This is a genomic window from Streptomyces sp. NPDC027672 (genome assembly GCF_055566335.1).
In genome coordinates, this window is record NZ_JBVHSO010000002.1 from 449471 (window position 1) to 465158 (window position 15688).

Below are 15688 nucleotides of genomic sequence, written 5' to 3' on the forward strand. Positions count from 1 at the left end.
GGTCAGCTCACCACTCCGGTCATGACGCCCACGGGTACGGCGATGAAGCCGGCCGTGAGCAGCAGCGCGAGGACGTCGGCGAGGGTCTTCAGGGCGCGGTCGCGGGCGCGGCTGCCGACGCCGAGGGTCTGGGCGGCGCTCCAGAAGCCGTGCCGGATGTGCAGGCCGAGCGCGAGCATCGCGACGATGTAGACGACGTCGCCGTACCAGGTGGAGAAGGTGTCCACCACGTTCTGGTACGGGTGTCCGTTCTGGAAGCCGCCGGGGTGCACGGTGCCGGTGGTCAGGTCCAGCAGGTGCCAGACGATGAACAGGCCGAGGATGACGCCGCCCCAGCGCATGGTGCGCGTCGCGTAGCTCGCCCGCGGCTTCTTGTGGACGTACCGGCTGGGCCGCGCCTTGAGGTCGCGGCGGCTGAGCTGGTAGGCGGAGGTGGCGTGGGCGGCCACGGCGACGACCAGGACGATCCGGATCAGCCAGAGCGTCCACTCGTAGTGCATGAACGGTTCGCCGACGGTGCGCAGCCAGTGCGCGTAGTGGTTGAACTCGCCCGCGCCGAAGAAGATCTTCAGATTGCCGATCATGTGCGCCACCAGGTAGAGCAGCATGATCAGACCGCTGACGGCCATCACCGTCTTCTTGCCGACGGTGGAGTCCCACACCGTGCGCGCCATGGACGGCCGTCGGTCCGTCCGCGTTGCCAGAGCCATGGCAAGCACGCTAGGGCTACAGGTCCCGATCGGTCCAAGACATGGTCCAGCTCGTTTCCATAGCCCCGAGCTATCATGGCAGCATGCAGTTCCCGCAGCTCCGGTACTTCGTGGCCGTCGCCGAGACCCGGCACTTCACCCGGGCCGCCGAGCGGGTCCATGTCGCCCAGCCGTCGTTGTCGCAGCAGATCAAGGCGCTGGAGCGGGAGCTGGGCGCGGACCTGTTCCTGCGCGCCCGGGGCAATATCACGCTCACCGACGCCGGGGAGGCGCTGCTGCCGCTGGCCCGGCGCATCCTGGCCGACGCGGACACCGCCCGGCAGGAGGTGCAGGAGCTGGTGCAGTTGCGGAGCGGGCGGGTGCGGCTGGGCGCCACCCCGAGCCTGTGCACCGGTCTGCTGCCGGACGTGCTGCGCGCCTTCCACGACCGCTACCCGGGCATCCGCCTGCTGATCGAGGAGAGCGGCTCGCACGACCTGGTGCGGGAGCTGGCGCGCGGCGCGCTCGACCTGGCGCTCGTCGTGCTGCCGCTGCCCGCGCCGGCGCCCGCGCTGACCACCGTGGAGCTGCTGCGCGAGGACCTGGTGGTGGTGTCCTCACCGGAGGCGCCGGCGCCCGGCCACGGCGGGCGGTCGGTGCGCGTCGCCGATCTGGCGGGCGAGCGGCTGGTGATGTTCCGGCACGGGTACGACCTGCGGGAGCTGACCGTGGCCGCGTGCCGGGCCGAGGGCTTCGAACCGGACTTCGCCGTGGAGGGCGGCGAGATGGACGCGGTGCTGGGGTTCGTGCGGGCCGGGCTGGGCGTCGCCGTGGTGCCGCGCATGGTCGCCGCCCGGGCCGGCCGCGGCCTGCGGGTGACCCCGCTGGCCCGGCCCGGACTGCACCGGACGATCGCCCTCGCCCACCGCAGCGACGTGGCCCCGCCGCGGGCGGCCCGGGAGTTGCAGCGGATGCTGCTGGAGCGGTGAGGGACGGTCCGTCCGCGGGCCTCCGCCCGGTGGGACCGTCCCTCGGCGCGTCAGCCGGTCGCGTCCACCAGGGCCAGGTCGTGGAGTCGCTCCGGCGGGCCGGGGCGGGCGTAGTACCAGCCCTGGGCCGTGTCGCAGCCCAGTATCCGAAGCTGCTCGGCCTGGGCGCCGGTCTCCACGCCCTCGACGGTCACCGCCAGGTCGAGGCTGTGGGCGAGGGAGACGATGCCCTCCACGATCTTCAGGTCGACGGGATCGGCCGGGAAGCGCTGCATGCCCTGGGTGAAGGAGCGGTCGAGTTTGAGGACGCTCACCGGCAGCCGGCGCAGGTTGGCCAGGTTGGAGTAGCCGGTGCCGAAGTCGTCCAGGGCGATGTCGACGCCCATGTCGGCGAGCCGGCGCAGGGGCTTGAGGAGGTCGTCGTCGGCGCCGATGAGCGCGGACTCGGTGACCTCCAGGCACAGCGCCTCCGGGGCGACGCCCGCGCGTTCGAGGATGTCGACGGTGTCCTGCACCAGGCCGGGGTGGCTGAGCTGGCAGGGCGAGAGGTTGACGTTGATGCGCAGCGGGCCGGCGGCCTGTTCGCCGTGGCGTTCCCGCCAGGCGCGGGCCTGCCGGATGGACTCCTCCAGCACCCAGCGGCCGAGCGGCACGATCAGGCCGGTGTGCTCGGCGAGCGGGATGAACCGGTCGGGGCCGAGGATGCCGTGCTGCGGGTGCAGCCAGCGCACCAGGGCCTCGGCGCCGCGCACGCTGCCGTCGCCGAGGTGGACCAGGGGCTGGTACTCGATGAAGAACTCGCCGCGCTCCAGCGCGGTGGGCAGGGCCGTGGTCAGGCCGTGCCGGGTGATGGCGCGGGCGTCGGCCTCGGGGTCGGCGAGCTCCGAGCGGTTGCCGCCCGCCGACTTGGCCCGGTACATGGTGATGTCGGCGCTGCGCAGCACCTCGGCGGCGGTGCGCTCGCCCGCCGCGCCCTCGACGATGCCGAGGCTGCCGCGGACCAGCAGGTCGCGGCCGTCGATACTGATGGGCGTCACCAGCGCGTTCATGATGCGCTCGGCGAGGTCGTCCACCGTGCCCTCGGCGGCGGCTCCGGTGGTCAGGGCCACGAACTCGTCGCCGCCGAGCCGGGCGACCATCTCGCCGGGCGCGGTCGCGCAGGACTGGAGCCGGTCGGCGACCTCCACCAGCAGCCGGTCGCCGGCCGCGTGGCCGAGGCTGTCGTTGATGGTCTTGAAACCGTCCAGGTCCAGGTAGCACAGGCCGAAGCGCTGGCCGCCGCCCGCGTTCAGCACCTTCTCCAGCCGTTCGAAGAACAGCGTGCGGTTGGGCAGGCCGGTAAGGGCGTCGTGAGTGGCCTCGTAGCGCAGCCGCAGGTTGAGCAGCCGGCGCTCGGTGGTGTCCTCCATGAGGGCGAGCTGGTACTGCGGTCTGCCGTCGGCGTCGCGCAGCAGGGAGACCGTGAGATTGGTCCACAGTGCCGTGCCGTCGGGCCGGTTGAACGCCTTCTCCAGGTGGTAGTGCTCGCGCTCGCCGCACACCAGTTCCTGGTAGAGCCGCCAGGTCTGCGGGGCGTCCTCCGGATGCACCCAGTCCTGCACACGCCGGCCGCGCAGGGTCTGCTCGGAGAGCCCGAACATGCGCAGCAGGGCCTCGTTGACCTGGAGGACGTTGCCGTCGAGGTCGGCGATGCCGATCCCTATGGCGGCGCCCTCGAAGACCGCGCGGAAGCGGGCCTCGCTGGCGTGCAGCGCCTGGGCGACCACGCCCTGCGCCCGCAACGCGGCCTGGGCGATGGCCTCCTGCTCGGCGAGGGTGCGCTCGCGCAGCGCCTGGGCGTAGCCGGCGGCGAGCGCGTGCTGCAACCGCGAGGAGCGCATGCGCAGTTCGTCCTGGGGGCCGTCCGCGCCGCAGTACAGCACCAGATAGGCGTCGACGCAGTCCAGGGTGCGGGCCAGCGCCTCGGGGTCGGTGCAGTGCGCCTCGACCAGGGCGGCGCCGACGGCCTTCGCCTCGCCCGCGTCGAAGTTGCGGGCGCGCAACTGCTCGCTCAACCGGCGGGCGAGCGGGAGGAGTTGTTCTTCGAACTCGACGCGGGTCAGCGAGGTCGAGGTCACCGGGAAGAGCGCCCGGCTCCAGATCGTCGTCAGCCGGCGCAGTCTGCCCTCCGGCCCGTCCGGCTCGGTGATCACGCCGTACGCCCCACGCCGGCGAAACCGGAGAAGGCATACGGATCCTCGTCCTGAGGCGCCGAGTCCGGGCGCCAGTGCGGCATCTGCACCAGTCCGGGTGCCACCATGTCGTACCCCTCGAAGAACCGCGCGATCTCCTCGCGCGAGCGCATGATCAGCGGGTTGCGAATGTCCTTGTATACGTCCACCGCGCCCTCGGCCCGTTCGGCGGGCAGCGGGATTCCCTCGTACGAGGCATGGGTGAGGATCAGCAGGCTGCCGGGCGCGAGTGCCTCGCGCAGCTCGGCCACCGCGCCGTACGGGTCGTCCGCGTCGTCCACGAAGTGCAGTATGGCAACGAGCAGGAGTGCCACTGGCCGGTTCAGGTCGATCAGCCGCTCCAGCCGGGGGCTGGCGAGGATCTCCCGGGGCTTGCGGAGGTCGGCGGCGATCACGTCCGCGTCGTCGTTGCCGGCCAGCACCGCCTCGCTGTGGGCGACGGCCACCGGGTCGTGGTCGACGTACACCACCCGGGCGCCCGGTGCGGCGGCCTGGGCCACCTCGTGGACGTTGCCGAACGTCGGGATGCCGGAGCCGATGTCGAGGAACTGGGTGATGCCCTCCCCGGCCGCGAACCGCACCGCGCGGCGCATGAACGCCCGGTTGGCCTGCATGGTCTTCGGCAGGCCCGGCAGGAACTCCAGGGCCCTGCGCGCCGCTTCCCGGTCGACCTCGAAGTTGTGCGAACCGCCCAGGTAGTAGTCGTAGATCCGCGAGACGCTCGGCACCGTGATGTCGATGCTGCGTGGGGCCCAGGCGGGACGCTCCATGTATCTCTCCAAGGCGTGGACAGGGTGTAGGCGATCCGGTGTTCGAGCTGAGGCTACTGATCGCCCGCCAAAGGAGCGACCCGAACCGGATATTGACCATCCGTTCCCGGTCACTGCCTGCGACAAGTGCCCGTCCGACCCCGTTGCGTGACGGCCGGACGGCTCCGGCGCACCCGGCGGGCGGCTCGTGCACGGCACAACGATCCGCCCCCTCCGTGCGGTACGGAGGGGGCGGATCACGGCCGCGCGCCGGGCCGGGCGGGACGGTCGACCCTGGGGCGGGGTCTACTTCCCCGGCGCGCCGACCGGCTTGCCGTCGGGCGAGACGGCGTACCAGGTGCCGCCCACGCCCTGACCGTTGGTGTCACCCGGGGCCTTGTCCCCGGAGAAGGTGTAGACGGGCCAGCAGTCGACGGTCATCTGCTTCACCCCGTCGGGCCGGGTGAAGGGCATGAGTCCCTTCTTCCGCACGCCCTCGGTGTCGTTGGCGGCGACCGGGCCGACGGCCGGCCACTTCTCCAGGCAGGCCCCGGTGCAGCGGGAGACGGACTTCGGCCAGGCCTGGTCCTTCAGGAAGCGGTAGACCGTCCTGCCGTGGCGGTCCACGACGATCTCGCCCAGCTCGGGGTCCTTGCGCACGGACAGGCCGGGCAGGGCGGACGCCTTGGCCTTCTTGCCGTTCGGGGCGAGCGCGAACCAGGTGCCGCCCACGGCCTGGCCGTTGACGTCACCGGCGTTGACGTCCTTGACGTAACGGTAGGCGGGCCAGCCGCCGACGGTGAGCTGGCGGGAGCCGTCGGCGCGGGTGACCTCGCCGAGCAACGCCTTGTCTACGCTGGCGCCGGCGGTCGCGTCGCCGGCGGGGACCGGCGGCCAGGTGGTGGCGCAGTCGCCGGCGCAGTGGGACGCGGGCGGATCGGCGGTGTCCTTGTCGAACCGGTAGAGGGTGAGGCCGGAGCCGTCGGTCAGCACCGGGCCGAGGTCGGGATTGTCCGCCACGGTCAGCTCGCCCGCGGGCGCGGCCTGGGCCGCCGGGGCGGTGGTCTGGCTGCCGTCGGCGCCGTAGCCGTTGCCGGTGCCGGTCGCGGTCTGGCCGCCCGGGCCGCCGTAGTCGCCGGCCGGCGCCGTGGCCCCGATGTCCCGGGCCGCCGACGCGGGAGTGGTGGTGTCGTCCTGACCGCACGCCGCCGTCAGCGCCAGCACCGCGGCGGCCGTGGCCACCAGCGAGGCGGTCCGCCAGGAGGTATTCATCGTCAACTCCCCATCGTCACCTGGATGTACGGCGCCTGCCACGCCACCGCACGGCCATGGGTACGCGGCCGGGGGGCCGCGGTGTTCAACGGCGGGCGGAGTTTCTTCCCGGGCGCGGTGCGCCGGCGCCGGGACGCCGTACGCGCGTCTCGGTGGGCATAAGGGGACAGAGCGCGCTGATGGGTGTTTTCCGTCCGCGAAACCTCCGATCACGTTATCTCGCTCTTTCGGGCCAATCTGCGGCCGGCCCGGCGCACGGCGGCCGTCCGCGCCTCATGATCTGCGTCGTGCATGGACCCGAAGTGACCCGACGCGCGCCCGCCGCACGGGTGCTGGCCCTGCTGGCGCTGGCCTGGGCCCTGGCGGGCTGGCCGGCCTCCAGCGCCTCGGCCGACGCCTGCGCGTACGCCTCGACGGGCCCCGGCGGCACGGTGGTCGAGGCCCACGCCGGCGGACACCGCTGGCCCGACCCGCCCTGCCCGCCGCCCCCGCCTCCGTGCCCGCCCACGCCCACGCCGACACCCACGCCCAGCCCGACCCCGACCCCCACGCCCACACCCACGCCCACCCCGTCGCCGAGACCGACGCCCTCGCCGAAGCCGACACCGCCGCCCCCGCCGCCACCACCGGCGCCCACGCCCCCGCCGGTACCCGCGCCGAGGCCGCCCGCCCGGCCCGCCCCGGCTCCCCCGCCGCCCCGGCCGGCCGCCCCGCCGGCACCGGCTCCGGCGCCCCGGCCCACACCCGTGCCCAAGCCGTCGCCCAGGCCCGCCCCGCGGCCCTCCGCGACGCCGGTGAGCTACCCCGCGTACCACGCCCACGTCGTGCGCCGTCGAGCGCCCCGCCACACCACCCCCGTCATCTACGTCCTGCTCATCACCGTCCCCGCGATCGTCGCCGTCGCGGCGCTCCGTCCGCGCTGACGCGCGGGCCCGTCATCTCCGGAGGCACCACTTGTCGGATTGGCTTGTTCTCGTCCTTGCGATGCTGGGGGCCTGTGCCGTGGTGGTCGTCATCACGCTGGTACGGCACCGCACGGCCGCCGAGGACGAGGACCCCAGCGAGACCCCCGACGTCATCGAGTACATGACGATGTGGATCGGCGTCATCTACGCCATCGTCCTGGGCCTGGCCATCGCGGGCGTCTGGGAGGCCCGCAGCGCCGCCGAGGATCATGTCCAGGCGGAGGCGCAGGCGCTGCACGAGATCTCGGAGCGGGTGCGGGTCTACCCGCCGCAGGTGCGTGACCGCATCCGCGAGGACGTGGACACCTACGTCGGCTACGTCGTCCACATCGAGTGGCGGCGGATGGCGGAGGACGAGCAGGTCACCGGGCGCGGCACCGAGCTGCTGCGGCGGCTGCGCGCGGACGTCACCGACTACCGGCCGGCGAACGACTTCGAGGCCCAGGCGTACCAGCCGCTGCTGGACCAGCTGGCCGCCGCCGACCAGGAGCGCAACGCGCGCGCCGACGCCACCGGGCCCACCATGCCGCCGGTCGTGTGGTGGGGGCTGATCACCGGCGGACTGATCACCATCGGCATGGTGTTCGCCCTGCAGATCCGGCGCACCCCGAGGGAGCTGGTCCTGGCCGGGCTGTTCTCGGCGACCATCGCCTTCATGCTGTTCCTCATCTGGGACCTCGACGCGCCGTACGGCCGGGGCATCGCGGTGACCGCGGAGCCGTTCCTCAGCCTGTTCCCGGGTGCCGGCCGGTAGCTCCCGGGCGGCCGGCGCCGCCCGGCCGGGCAGGACGGGCACGGCCGGCGCGACAGGCCCTCGCTCCCGGTTCCGCAGGGGAACGGGAGCGAGGGCCTGTCGCGGTACGGCTGCCCGGCGCCGGAACGGTCGCGGTGGCCTCGGCGGCACACCGGGGGTTCAGATCCGGTTCTCGTGCCGCCGGCGCAGCCAGAAGGCCCCGCCGCCGATCAGGGCGGTGGCCACCAGGCCGCTGCCGATGGCCATGTCGGTGGGGGTCGCGCCGCTGGTCCTGCTGCCGCCGAGGCCGCCGTTGACACCGCCGAGCACGGTGAACGCCCCGCGGCGGGTGAGGGTGCGGCCGTCGCAGCGGACCGTGACGTCGTACCGGCCGCGGCGGGCGTCGCGGTCGACGACGGCGACGCCGCGCGCGCTGTCGTCGCGGAACGACTCCAGCCGGACGGTGCCGAAGGCGTCGGAGCCGGCGGTGCCGCCGCGGCAGCCGTTCACGATGATGGTGAGGCGGCCGCCGGCGGGCAGGACGTCGGGCGTGACGAAGATGTCGCGCGCGTTGCCGGCCTCCTCGCCGTGGCCGCCCTCGCCCTCCTCGCCGAATCCGCCTCCGTGGCGGAAGTCGTCCCCACGGCCGCCCTCGCCGCCACGGCCGTTGCCCTCACCGCCACGGCCCTCGCCCCCGCGGCCGTTCCCGAAGCCCTCGCCTCCGTGACCGTTGCCGAAGCCTTCGCCTCCGTGGCCGTTCCCGTTGCCCTCGCCTCCGTGGCCGTTCCCGTTGCCATTTCCGTTGAAGTGGCCGTTTCCGTTGCCGTTCCCGTTGCCGTTGAAGTGACCGTTTCCGTTCCCGTTCCCGTTCCCGTTCCCGTTCCCGTTGCCGCCGCCGCCGTTGAAGTGACCGTTTCCGTTCCCATTGCCATTGCCATTGCCATTGCCATTGCCGTTGCCGTTGCCGTTGCCGGGGAAGACGCCGTTCCCGCTGAACGTGCCGATGTTGCCGGTGCCGGTGCCGGGGACGACGACGGTCGTGTCGGTGCCGCTCGGGCCGCCCCCGTTGCCCATGCCGTCCGCGACGGCCACGGGGACGGCGAGCCCGAGGACGGCGACCGTGGTGCACGCCGCCGCCAGGGCACGTTGGTTGCGCATGTGATCCTCCGCGGAAGGTGACCGGGTCCCGTCCCCGGTGGATCGGCGAGAAACACCTCCCGGACAGACCCTCGGACGCGCGGAACACGCCCGCATGTCGAGAATGGTCCGTCCTGGTGATCAGACACGCCGACGGATAACCACACAATCGGATATTGCCGCAGGTCACGGACCGTCAGAAAATACCTGGGGACGGCAACTCGGATGGCGCACCGGGCGGGTGCCCGGCCACCCGTTCGCCCACTGACCCGTCGCCCGCCGCCCGCACGGGACTTAGCGTTTTCCCAGGTGCGAGGGACGTGGCGGGACCGCGTCGAGAGGGGATGGCGAATGTCTGCGTCCGTGCTGTCCGAGCTTGCCGAGGAGGAGCGGCGCAAGAGGCGCGCCCCGTGGGGCGTGATAGCGCTCGTCCTGCTGACCGGCCTGGCTCTCCTCCGCAACGGTTCGGGGGAATTCGACACGGGGCCGCCGCAGCCCGCCTCGGCGGCGGCCCCGGACGGCCGCGCCACCCTCGGCACGCTCGCGCCCGCGCCCACCGCGCTGCCGTTCTCGCCGGTGCAGCGGGTCCGGATCCCGGCGATCCGGGTGGACGCGCCCGTCGTGCAGGTCGGGCTGGACCCGGACGGCTGGGTCGCCGCGCCGCCGCCGGAGAACCCGGGCCTGGCCGGCTGGTTCACCGGCGCCGTGTCCCCCGGCGAGAAGGGCACCGCGGTCATCGTCGGCCATGTCGACAACAAGCAGGGCCCCGCGGTCTTCTACGGCCTCGGGGCGCTGAAGAAGGGCAACCAGGTCGAGGTCGCGCGCCAGGACGGGAAGACCGCGGTGTTCGAGATCTACGGCGTCGAGGTCTTCGCGAAGGACGCCTTCCCCGGCGACCGGGTCTACGGCTCGAAAGGGGCGCCGGAACTGCGGGTCATCACCTGTGGAGGCGGTTTCTCCCAGCGCAACGGCTACGAGGGCAACGTCGTCGTCTTCGCCCGCCTGGCCGCGGTCGTCTGAACCGCCGCGGCCCGGCGGGCGGCGCGCGCCCCGCGCGAACGGGCGGAGGGCGCGGACGGGACCGCCGTCACACGCGGCGGGGCGGCACGGTGAGGCGGTATCCGGAGTCGATCAGGTAGGGCAGCCATTCGCGGATCGCGCGGACGGTCTGCGAGCGGTCGCCCCCGGCGTCGTGGGAGAGCACCACGACGCCGGGGCCCGCGCCGCTCTCCACCTGGTCGATGATCGTGTCCGTGCCGGGCTCCATCCAGTCGGTGGTGTCGACGGTCCAGGCCAGCGGTTCCATGCCCATCTCGGCGCCGAGCTCGAAGGTCGCCCGGTTCCAGGCGCCGTAGGGCGCGCGGAACCACTGGGGGCGCTCGCCGTAGCTGTCCTCGATGATGTCGCTGGTGCGCTCCATCTCGGAGCGGATCTCCGCGCGGCCGAGGGTCGTCAGCAGCGGATGTGTCCAGGTGTGGTTGCCGACGACATGGCCCTCGTCGGCCATCCGGGCCAGCAGTTCCCGGTGGTCGGCGACGCACTCCCCGCAGACGAAGAACATCGCCCGCACCTGGTGTTCGGCGAGGGTGTCCAGGATGTGCGGGGTGTAGTCCGGGTGGGGACCGTCGTCGAAGGTCAGCACCATGTGCCGGCCGGGGCCGGAGAGCCGCAGGAGGGGCTCCTCGCGCACGGCGAGCCTGCGGGGCGCGGCGCGCGGCGGGCCCTCGCCGGTGAGCGGCTGGAGCCGGAAGGAGGAGGGTTTCAGGGCCTGGCGGGCCTGGCGGGCCGGCGGACCGGCGGCCGGGGCCGCGGCGGGCCGGACGGTCTCCTCGCCGTCGCCCGCGAGGACGAGGCCCGCAGTGGCCGCCGAGCCGAGCGCGGCGGCACCGGCGAGGAGCATCCGGCGCCGCGTGAACAACTGATCCTTCTGCATGACTCATCACTCGCCCCGCCGGACACCGGCGCACCGCAACGCCACGGGGACGGCGGCGGGAATGCACCCGGACAGCGCAGCGCGGCCGGAACGGACGGCCCGGGCCCGCGGGACCCGGGACATGGGCGGGAACGAAGGGTTCCGATAACCTCGGGCCGTGACGGAACAGCAGCAACAGCCCTCGCACACGTTCGAACGGGGCACGGACGGGCCGAAGGTGATCGTCGTCGGCGTGGACGGCTCCGACTCCTCGCTGCGCGCCGCCGCGTACGCGGGCGGACTGGCCCGGCGGCAGCACGCGCTGCTGGCCGTGGTGTACGTGCAGCCGGTGCTCGCGGCGGGCGCGGCGTTCGGGGCGCCGGTGGCCGAGACGACCGACGAGATCGCCGAGGACCTGATCACGCAGATCCGGGAGGCGGCCGAGCGGGTCAAGGGGATATTCGAGGTGCGCTGGGAGTTCCACACCTTCCGCGGCGACCCGTACACCGGGCTGGTGAAGGCGGCGGACGAGCTGAAGGCGGACGCGGTGGTGGTGGGCGCCTCCGAGCAGGCCGGCCACCGGATCATCGGCTCGGTGGCGGTCCGGCTGGTGAAGGCGGGGCGCTGGCCGGTGACGGTCGTGCCGTAGGGCGCCCGGCGGGGCCGCGGACGCCGGTGCGGCCGTGCGTGGCGTCTTCCCTGGGCGGCACGGCTGGGACATCATGATCCGCCGTCAGCCGTTGCCGTCGGCGAAGAGGTGAGACGCATGGGCAGGCTCCGTCCGGGTGAGGGGATCCTCCGTCGCAAACCCATCGAGCACATCGAGGAGACCGAGGCCGGCGAGGGCACCCGGCTCGACAAGTCGCTCGGGCTGTGGCAGCTCACCGCGATCGGTGTGGGCGGCATCATCGGCGCGGGCATCTTCACACTGGCCGGCACGGTGGCCAACGGCACGGCCGGGCCCGCCGTCCTGGTGTCCTTCCTCATCGCCGGTGTGGCGAGCGCCTGCGCGGCGCTGTCGTACGCCGAGTTCGCCGGGCTGATCCCGAAGGCCGGCTCCGCCTACACGTACGGGTACGCGGTGCTCGGCGAGTTCGCGGGCTGGTTCATCGGCTGGGACCTGCTGCTGGAGTACACGGCGATCGTGGCCGTGGTGGCGATCGGCATCTCCGGCTACTTCGGTTTCCTGGTCCAGGCGATGGGCGCCGGTCTGCCCCGGTGGATGCTGGGCGCGCCCGGCACCGGGCCGGGACACCGGGTCGACCTGTTCGCGGCCGTGCTCTGTCTGCTGATCGCCTGGCTGCTGAACCTGGGCATCCGCGCCGCGGCCCGGTTCGAGACGTTCGTGGTCGTCCTGAAGGTGCTGGTGGTGCTGCTGGTGATCGGGGTGGGGCTGTTCCACATCGACACCGGGAACTACCACCCGTTCTTCCCGTTCGGGCTCGGCGGGGCGTTCACGGGTGCCGCGACGGTGTTCTTCGCGGTGTTCGGCTACGACGCGATGTCGACGGCGGCCGAGGAGTCGAAGGACGCCCAGCGGCACATGCCGAAGGCGATCATCTACTCGCTGGTCGTCTCGATGGTGCTGTACGTGGCGGCCTGCCTGGTCCTGACGGGCATGCAGAACTACAAGGACATCGACAAGGAGTCCGGTTTCTCCACGGCGTTCGAGTCGGTGGGGCTGGGCGCGCTGGCGGACGTGATCGCGGTCGGGGCGATCATCGGCATCCTGACGGTGATGTTCACCTTCATGCTGGGCGTGACCCGGGTGTGGTTCTCGATGTCGCGGGACGGGCTGCTGCCCCGGTGGTTCGCCAAGACCCACCCGACGCGGCACGTGCCGACCCGGGTGACCTGGATCGTCGGCGCGGCCTCCGCGGTCATCGCCGGGTTCGTCCCGATCGCCGAGGCGGCCGAGCTGACCAACATCGGCATCCTGCTGGCGTTCGTGGTGGTGTGCGCGGCGGTGATCGTGCTGCGCTACCGGCAGCCGGAGCTGCCGCGCACCTTCCGCACGCCGATGATGCCGGTGGTGCCGGCGCTGGGGATCGTCTTCTCCGTCTGGCTGATCACCTTCCTCCAGTGGCAGACCTGGGTGCGGTTCGCGATCTGGTTCGCGATCGGCTGCGCGATCTACTTCGGCTACTCCTACCGGCGTTCGGCGCTCGCCGCCGGGCGGTCCGCCGGCTGATCACTCCGCCATGACCAGGCCGTCCTGGGCGGCTCCGCGGCTGAGGACCACGTCCCTGATCCGGTCGCGCACGCCGTCCAGTTCGGCGCCCTGGGCGATGGCCCGGCCGAGGTCGACGACCCGGCCGGCGTCGGGGTCGTAGAGCTGCGGGACGAACTCGGCCCCGGTGACCCGCCAGGGGCCGCCCGGGCCGGCCGGCGGGGCGAAGGTGAAGCGGCCGAGGGTGGACTCGCGGCCCCGCTCGTCCTGGACGCCCTGTCCGCCGTCCGGCGCGCCGCCGATCTGGTCGCCGAGTCCGTAGACCACCCAGGTGCCGTTCACCTTCTCGTACGCCTGCGGGAGCCCGGCGGCGGTGCCGAGGATCAGGTCGATGTCCGGGCGGCCGTCCGTGGCGGAGGCGGTGAGCCGTCCGGCCAGGGTGAGCTGGAGCGGGTCGGGCTCCTGCTGCCCCTGGCTGCCCCAGTCCAGCGAGACCACGACCACGTCGGCGCCGCCCCGGCGCGCGGCGCGGGCGTCGGCGACGATCCGGTCGGCGTCGATCAGGTTGACCGCCCAGGGCTGTCCGGGCGGTACCGGGCGGTCGGTGGCGGCGGTGTACGCCAGGTGCGCCACCTGGGCGCCGCCCGCCCGCAGGAACCGCACCGAGCGGGCCTCGGCCTCGCCGCGGGCGGTCCCGGTGTGCCGCAGGCCCGCCTGGTCCAGGGCGTCCAGAGTGCGCTGGACGCCGGCCGGGCCGTCGTCCAAGGCGTGGCCGGAGGCGGTGGCGCAGCCGTCGTAGCCGGTCGCCGCGAGGTCCGCGGCGATCCGCGGCGGGAAGGCGGCGGCGGGCCGCGCGGAGCCGTCGCCGGGTCCGGAGACGGCGGTCAGGTGACACAGTGCCAGGTCGGCGCCGGCGACGACCGGGCGGATGCCGGCGAGCAGGGGACGGAAGTCGGCTCCGGTGCCGCCCGCGTCGTAGGCGGCCCGGTCGAGGACGGCGGCGGACGGCAGGATGCCGCCGGCGGCGACGAGGGTGAAACCGCCGGTCCCGCGGGTCCCGGCGGGCGCCGGGCGCGGCGGGGGCACGGCGTGGTCCGGTGCGCCGGGTTCCCGGTGCTGGTTCTGGCAGGCCGCCCCGGCCGCGAGGACGGCGGTCAGGACCAGCGCCACCAGCTGTCTGCGTCCGATCATCAACACACCCCAGGTTGTCGTATATACAGACGAAGCCGTGACGGGCATATGGGTATGAAGCTGGTGTGCCGGATAAACGGTCCGGGCGGCGTCATTAACCCGTCCGGTGTCCTGGCGTCCCGCTCGTCCGACCGTTCGCCGACGCGATCGACCGTCCGCCGCACGACCGGTGCCGCCCCCTGTCCGCCGGCCGCCGGCTGCGCTGCCATACGGCCATGACGGCCGCAACCTCACTCACCCGCGGGACGACGACCGCCGAGCACGAGCTGGCCGCGCTCCAGCGCGAGCACGGCGGCCCCCTGTTCGCCCTGCTGCTCAGGCTGTGCGACGGAGACCGCCAGCGCGCCGAGGACCTGGTCCAGGAGACGCTGGTGCGCGCCTGGCGGCACCCGGAGGCGCTGCACGCCGACGGCTTCGACTCGGTACGGCCCTGGCTGCTCACGGTGGCCCGGCGGCTCGCCATCGACGCCCGGCGGGCCCGGCAGGCCCGGCCGCCGGAGACCGGCGCGGAGCTGCCCGAGAACGCCCGGGTGACCGCCGACCACGCCGAGCGGGCCGCGGCGGTGCTCGATGTCCGGGAGGCTGTGAAGACACTCACTCCCGACCACCGTGACGTGCTGGTACTCGTGTACTTCCAGGGGGCCAGTGTGGCCGAGGCGGCCCGGGCCCTGGGGATTCCACCGGGTACGGTGAAGTCCCGCGCGTACTACGCGCTGCGCGCGCTGCGCCGGGTCCTCCCGGGTTACACGGCCGACCTGCGGTGAAACCGTGAGCCTGGTCAAGCCTCGGTAAAGCGCCTTGCTGTGACCCCCGTCCGGGCCATGGGCTGTCCTCATCCGCGTTTCCGGGCGGGGACCCGGGGCCGCGACCCCGGCGGGGTCCGGGTGACGCGTACGCACCGGAGGAAGGGCAGGAAGGGATGGAGCACAGAGGTCACGAGAGCACGGACGGCACGGACGGTGAGGGCCTGGCCGTTCCCCTGGCCTGGTTCTACGCCGAGTACATCGCCGACGAGCTGCTGCGCACCGGCGATCTGATGCCGCCGACGTCCTTCGAGTTCCGGGCCGGCCGGGACGCGCTGGCGCTGACCGTGTTCCTGTCCGACACCGACGGGGAGCTGTCCGGCATCCGGGTGATCTCCCAACTGGAGAACTGGCTGTCGCTGACCGCCCGCGAGCAGTCGTGGCAGGACTGGGTGCGGACGCGCATGGCCGAACTGACCGGGCGGGCGGACGGCCGCGGCGCTCCGGGGCCGGACCTGGCGCTGGCGGCGGACGCCTGGCGGTGGCTGGAGGAGACCGAGCTGCTCGCGCCGGACCTGGACGCGGTGCCGGGCGGCGGCGCGGTGGCCGGGGAGGACGACGGGCCGAAGGTGTGGACGCCGGCCTGGCGGCTGGGACTGCCCCTCGGGCACCTCGCGATCCAGCTCTTCTGACGGCCGCGGACCGGCGGGGATCCGCACCGGTACGAGGAGATCCGCGCCGGTACGAGGGGATTCGCACCGGTCCGCGGGCCGGACCGGGGAGCCTTTCGCGGGTCCGGGCCGCGCCGTGCCGCCCGGGTCACGATTCGGTGCGCGCCTTGAGTGATTCGCCGGCCGGCTGCGTACGGGTGGGGGCACGGAGCAACCCCGCCCGCACCCATCGGCAC

At 73.4% G+C, this 15688-nt stretch carries 15 protein-coding genes; 8 read left to right on the forward strand and 7 right to left on the reverse strand.

What is annotated here, in order from left to right:
* Positions 1-2: 2 nt before the first annotated feature.
* Positions 3-674: a succinate dehydrogenase gene (locus ACZ4SV_RS06390; RefSeq protein ID WP_365882516.1), complete on the reverse strand. Its 672-nt coding sequence runs from the start codon at positions 672-674 to the stop codon at positions 3-5.
* A 119-nt stretch (positions 675-793) separates the two neighbouring features.
* Between ACZ4SV_RS06390 and ACZ4SV_RS06395 the strand changes: the two genes are divergently transcribed.
* The gene (locus ACZ4SV_RS06395; protein ID WP_365882512.1) at positions 794-1678 is read left to right on the forward strand and encodes a LysR family transcriptional regulator; all 885 of its coding nucleotides are present in this window, start codon (positions 794-796) and stop codon (positions 1676-1678) included.
* 50 nt (positions 1679-1728) lie between these two features.
* Here ACZ4SV_RS06395 and ACZ4SV_RS06400 read toward each other — a convergent pair whose 3' ends face one another.
* The 3 genes from ACZ4SV_RS06400 to ACZ4SV_RS06410 form a co-directional block, all read right to left on the reverse strand.
* Positions 1729-3870: a putative bifunctional diguanylate cyclase/phosphodiesterase gene (locus ACZ4SV_RS06400; RefSeq protein WP_468001879.1), complete on the reverse strand. Its 2142-nt coding sequence runs from the start codon at positions 3868-3870 to the stop codon at positions 1729-1731.
* The gene (locus tag ACZ4SV_RS06405) at positions 3867-4679 is read right to left on the reverse strand and encodes an SAM-dependent methyltransferase (protein ID WP_365883126.1); all 813 of its coding nucleotides are present in this window, start codon (positions 4677-4679) and stop codon (positions 3867-3869) included. The genes ACZ4SV_RS06400 and ACZ4SV_RS06405 overlap by 4 nt, the downstream gene beginning before the upstream one ends.
* A 285-nt stretch (positions 4680-4964) precedes the next feature.
* The gene (locus tag ACZ4SV_RS06410) at positions 4965-5930 is read right to left on the reverse strand and encodes an SCO0930 family lipoprotein (protein ID WP_468002491.1); all 966 of its coding nucleotides are present in this window, start codon (positions 5928-5930) and stop codon (positions 4965-4967) included.
* 794 nt (positions 5931-6724) lie between these two features.
* Here ACZ4SV_RS06410 and ACZ4SV_RS06415 point away from each other — a divergent pair.
* Entirely contained in the window at positions 6725-6853 is a 129-nt protein-coding gene (locus ACZ4SV_RS06415) for a hypothetical protein (protein ID WP_365941764.1), read from the forward strand.
* A 31-nt stretch (positions 6854-6884) separates the two neighbouring features.
* Entirely contained in the window at positions 6885-7649 is a 765-nt protein-coding gene (locus ACZ4SV_RS06420) for a bestrophin-like domain (protein WP_468001882.1), read from the forward strand.
* 159 nt (positions 7650-7808) lie between these two features.
* Here ACZ4SV_RS06420 and ACZ4SV_RS06425 read toward each other — a convergent pair whose 3' ends face one another.
* On the reverse strand, positions 7809-8786 hold the full coding sequence (locus tag ACZ4SV_RS06425; protein WP_468001884.1) for a hypothetical protein: 978 nt from the start codon (positions 8784-8786) through the stop codon (positions 7809-7811).
* A 330-nt stretch (positions 8787-9116) separates the two neighbouring features.
* On the opposite strand from ACZ4SV_RS06425, the gene ACZ4SV_RS06430 reads away from it, so the two are divergent.
* Entirely contained in the window at positions 9117-9785 is a 669-nt protein-coding gene (locus ACZ4SV_RS06430) for a class F sortase (RefSeq protein ID WP_397935144.1), read from the forward strand.
* A gap of 67 nt (positions 9786-9852) precedes the next feature.
* Here the strand turns inward: ACZ4SV_RS06430 and ACZ4SV_RS06435 are convergent, their stop codons facing one another.
* A complete protein-coding gene (locus ACZ4SV_RS06435) occupies positions 9853-10698 on the reverse strand; it encodes a polysaccharide deacetylase family protein (RefSeq protein ID WP_468001886.1) in 846 nt (281 codons plus the stop codon).
* 157 nt (positions 10699-10855) lie between these two features.
* On the opposite strand from ACZ4SV_RS06435, the gene ACZ4SV_RS06440 reads away from it, so the two are divergent.
* Positions 10856-11326: a universal stress protein gene (locus ACZ4SV_RS06440; RefSeq protein WP_365882878.1), complete on the forward strand. Its 471-nt coding sequence runs from the start codon at positions 10856-10858 to the stop codon at positions 11324-11326.
* A 117-nt stretch (positions 11327-11443) separates the two neighbouring features.
* A complete protein-coding gene (locus ACZ4SV_RS06445; protein ID WP_468001888.1) occupies positions 11444-12868 on the forward strand; it encodes an amino acid permease in 1425 nt (474 codons plus the stop codon).
* Here the strand turns inward: ACZ4SV_RS06445 and ACZ4SV_RS06450 are convergent, their stop codons facing one another.
* Positions 12869-14038, reverse strand: coding sequence for a CapA family protein (locus ACZ4SV_RS06450; RefSeq protein WP_468001890.1), 1170 nt, complete (start codon positions 14036-14038; stop codon positions 12869-12871).
* 215 nt (positions 14039-14253) lie between these two features.
* On the opposite strand from ACZ4SV_RS06450, the gene ACZ4SV_RS06455 reads away from it, so the two are divergent.
* Positions 14254-14802: a sigma-70 family RNA polymerase sigma factor gene (locus ACZ4SV_RS06455; protein ID WP_365882872.1), complete on the forward strand. Its 549-nt coding sequence runs from the start codon at positions 14254-14256 to the stop codon at positions 14800-14802.
* A gap of 155 nt (positions 14803-14957) precedes the next feature.
* Entirely contained in the window at positions 14958-15473 is a 516-nt protein-coding gene (locus ACZ4SV_RS06460) for a hypothetical protein (protein ID WP_468001893.1), read from the forward strand.
* Positions 15474-15688 lie beyond the last annotated feature (215 nt).

Coding starts and splice junctions, on each gene's coding strand:
- ACZ4SV_RS06425 (WP_468001884.1), bottom strand. CDS start 8,786: ATGCGCAACCAACGTGCCCTGGCGGCGGCGTGCACCACGGTCGCCGTC.
- ACZ4SV_RS06430 (WP_397935144.1), top strand. CDS start 9,117: ATGTCTGCGTCCGTGCTGTCCGAGCTTGCCGAGGAGGAGCGGCGCAAG.
- ACZ4SV_RS06455 (WP_365882872.1), top strand. CDS start 14,254: ATGACGGCCGCAACCTCACTCACCCGCGGGACGACGACCGCCGAGCAC.
- ACZ4SV_RS06390 (WP_365882516.1), bottom strand. CDS start 674: ATGGCGCGCACGGTGTGGGACTCCACCGTCGGCAAGAAGACGGTGATG.
- ACZ4SV_RS06445 (WP_468001888.1), top strand. CDS start 11,444: ATGGGCAGGCTCCGTCCGGGTGAGGGGATCCTCCGTCGCAAACCCATC.
- ACZ4SV_RS06410 (WP_468002491.1), bottom strand. CDS start 5,930: ATGAATACCTCCTGGCGGACCGCCTCGCTGGTGGCCACGGCCGCCGCG.
- ACZ4SV_RS06395 (WP_365882512.1), top strand. CDS start 794: ATGCAGTTCCCGCAGCTCCGGTACTTCGTGGCCGTCGCCGAGACCCGG.
- ACZ4SV_RS06405 (WP_365883126.1), bottom strand. CDS start 4,679: ATGGAGCGTCCCGCCTGGGCCCCACGCAGCATCGACATCACGGTGCCG.
- ACZ4SV_RS06435 (WP_468001886.1), bottom strand. CDS start 10,698: ATGCAGAAGGATCAGTTGTTCACGCGGCGCCGGATGCTCCTCGCCGGT.
- ACZ4SV_RS06460 (WP_468001893.1), top strand. CDS start 14,958: ATGGAGCACAGAGGTCACGAGAGCACGGACGGCACGGACGGTGAGGGC.
- ACZ4SV_RS06450 (WP_468001890.1), bottom strand. CDS start 14,038: ATGATCGGACGCAGACAGCTGGTGGCGCTGGTCCTGACCGCCGTCCTC.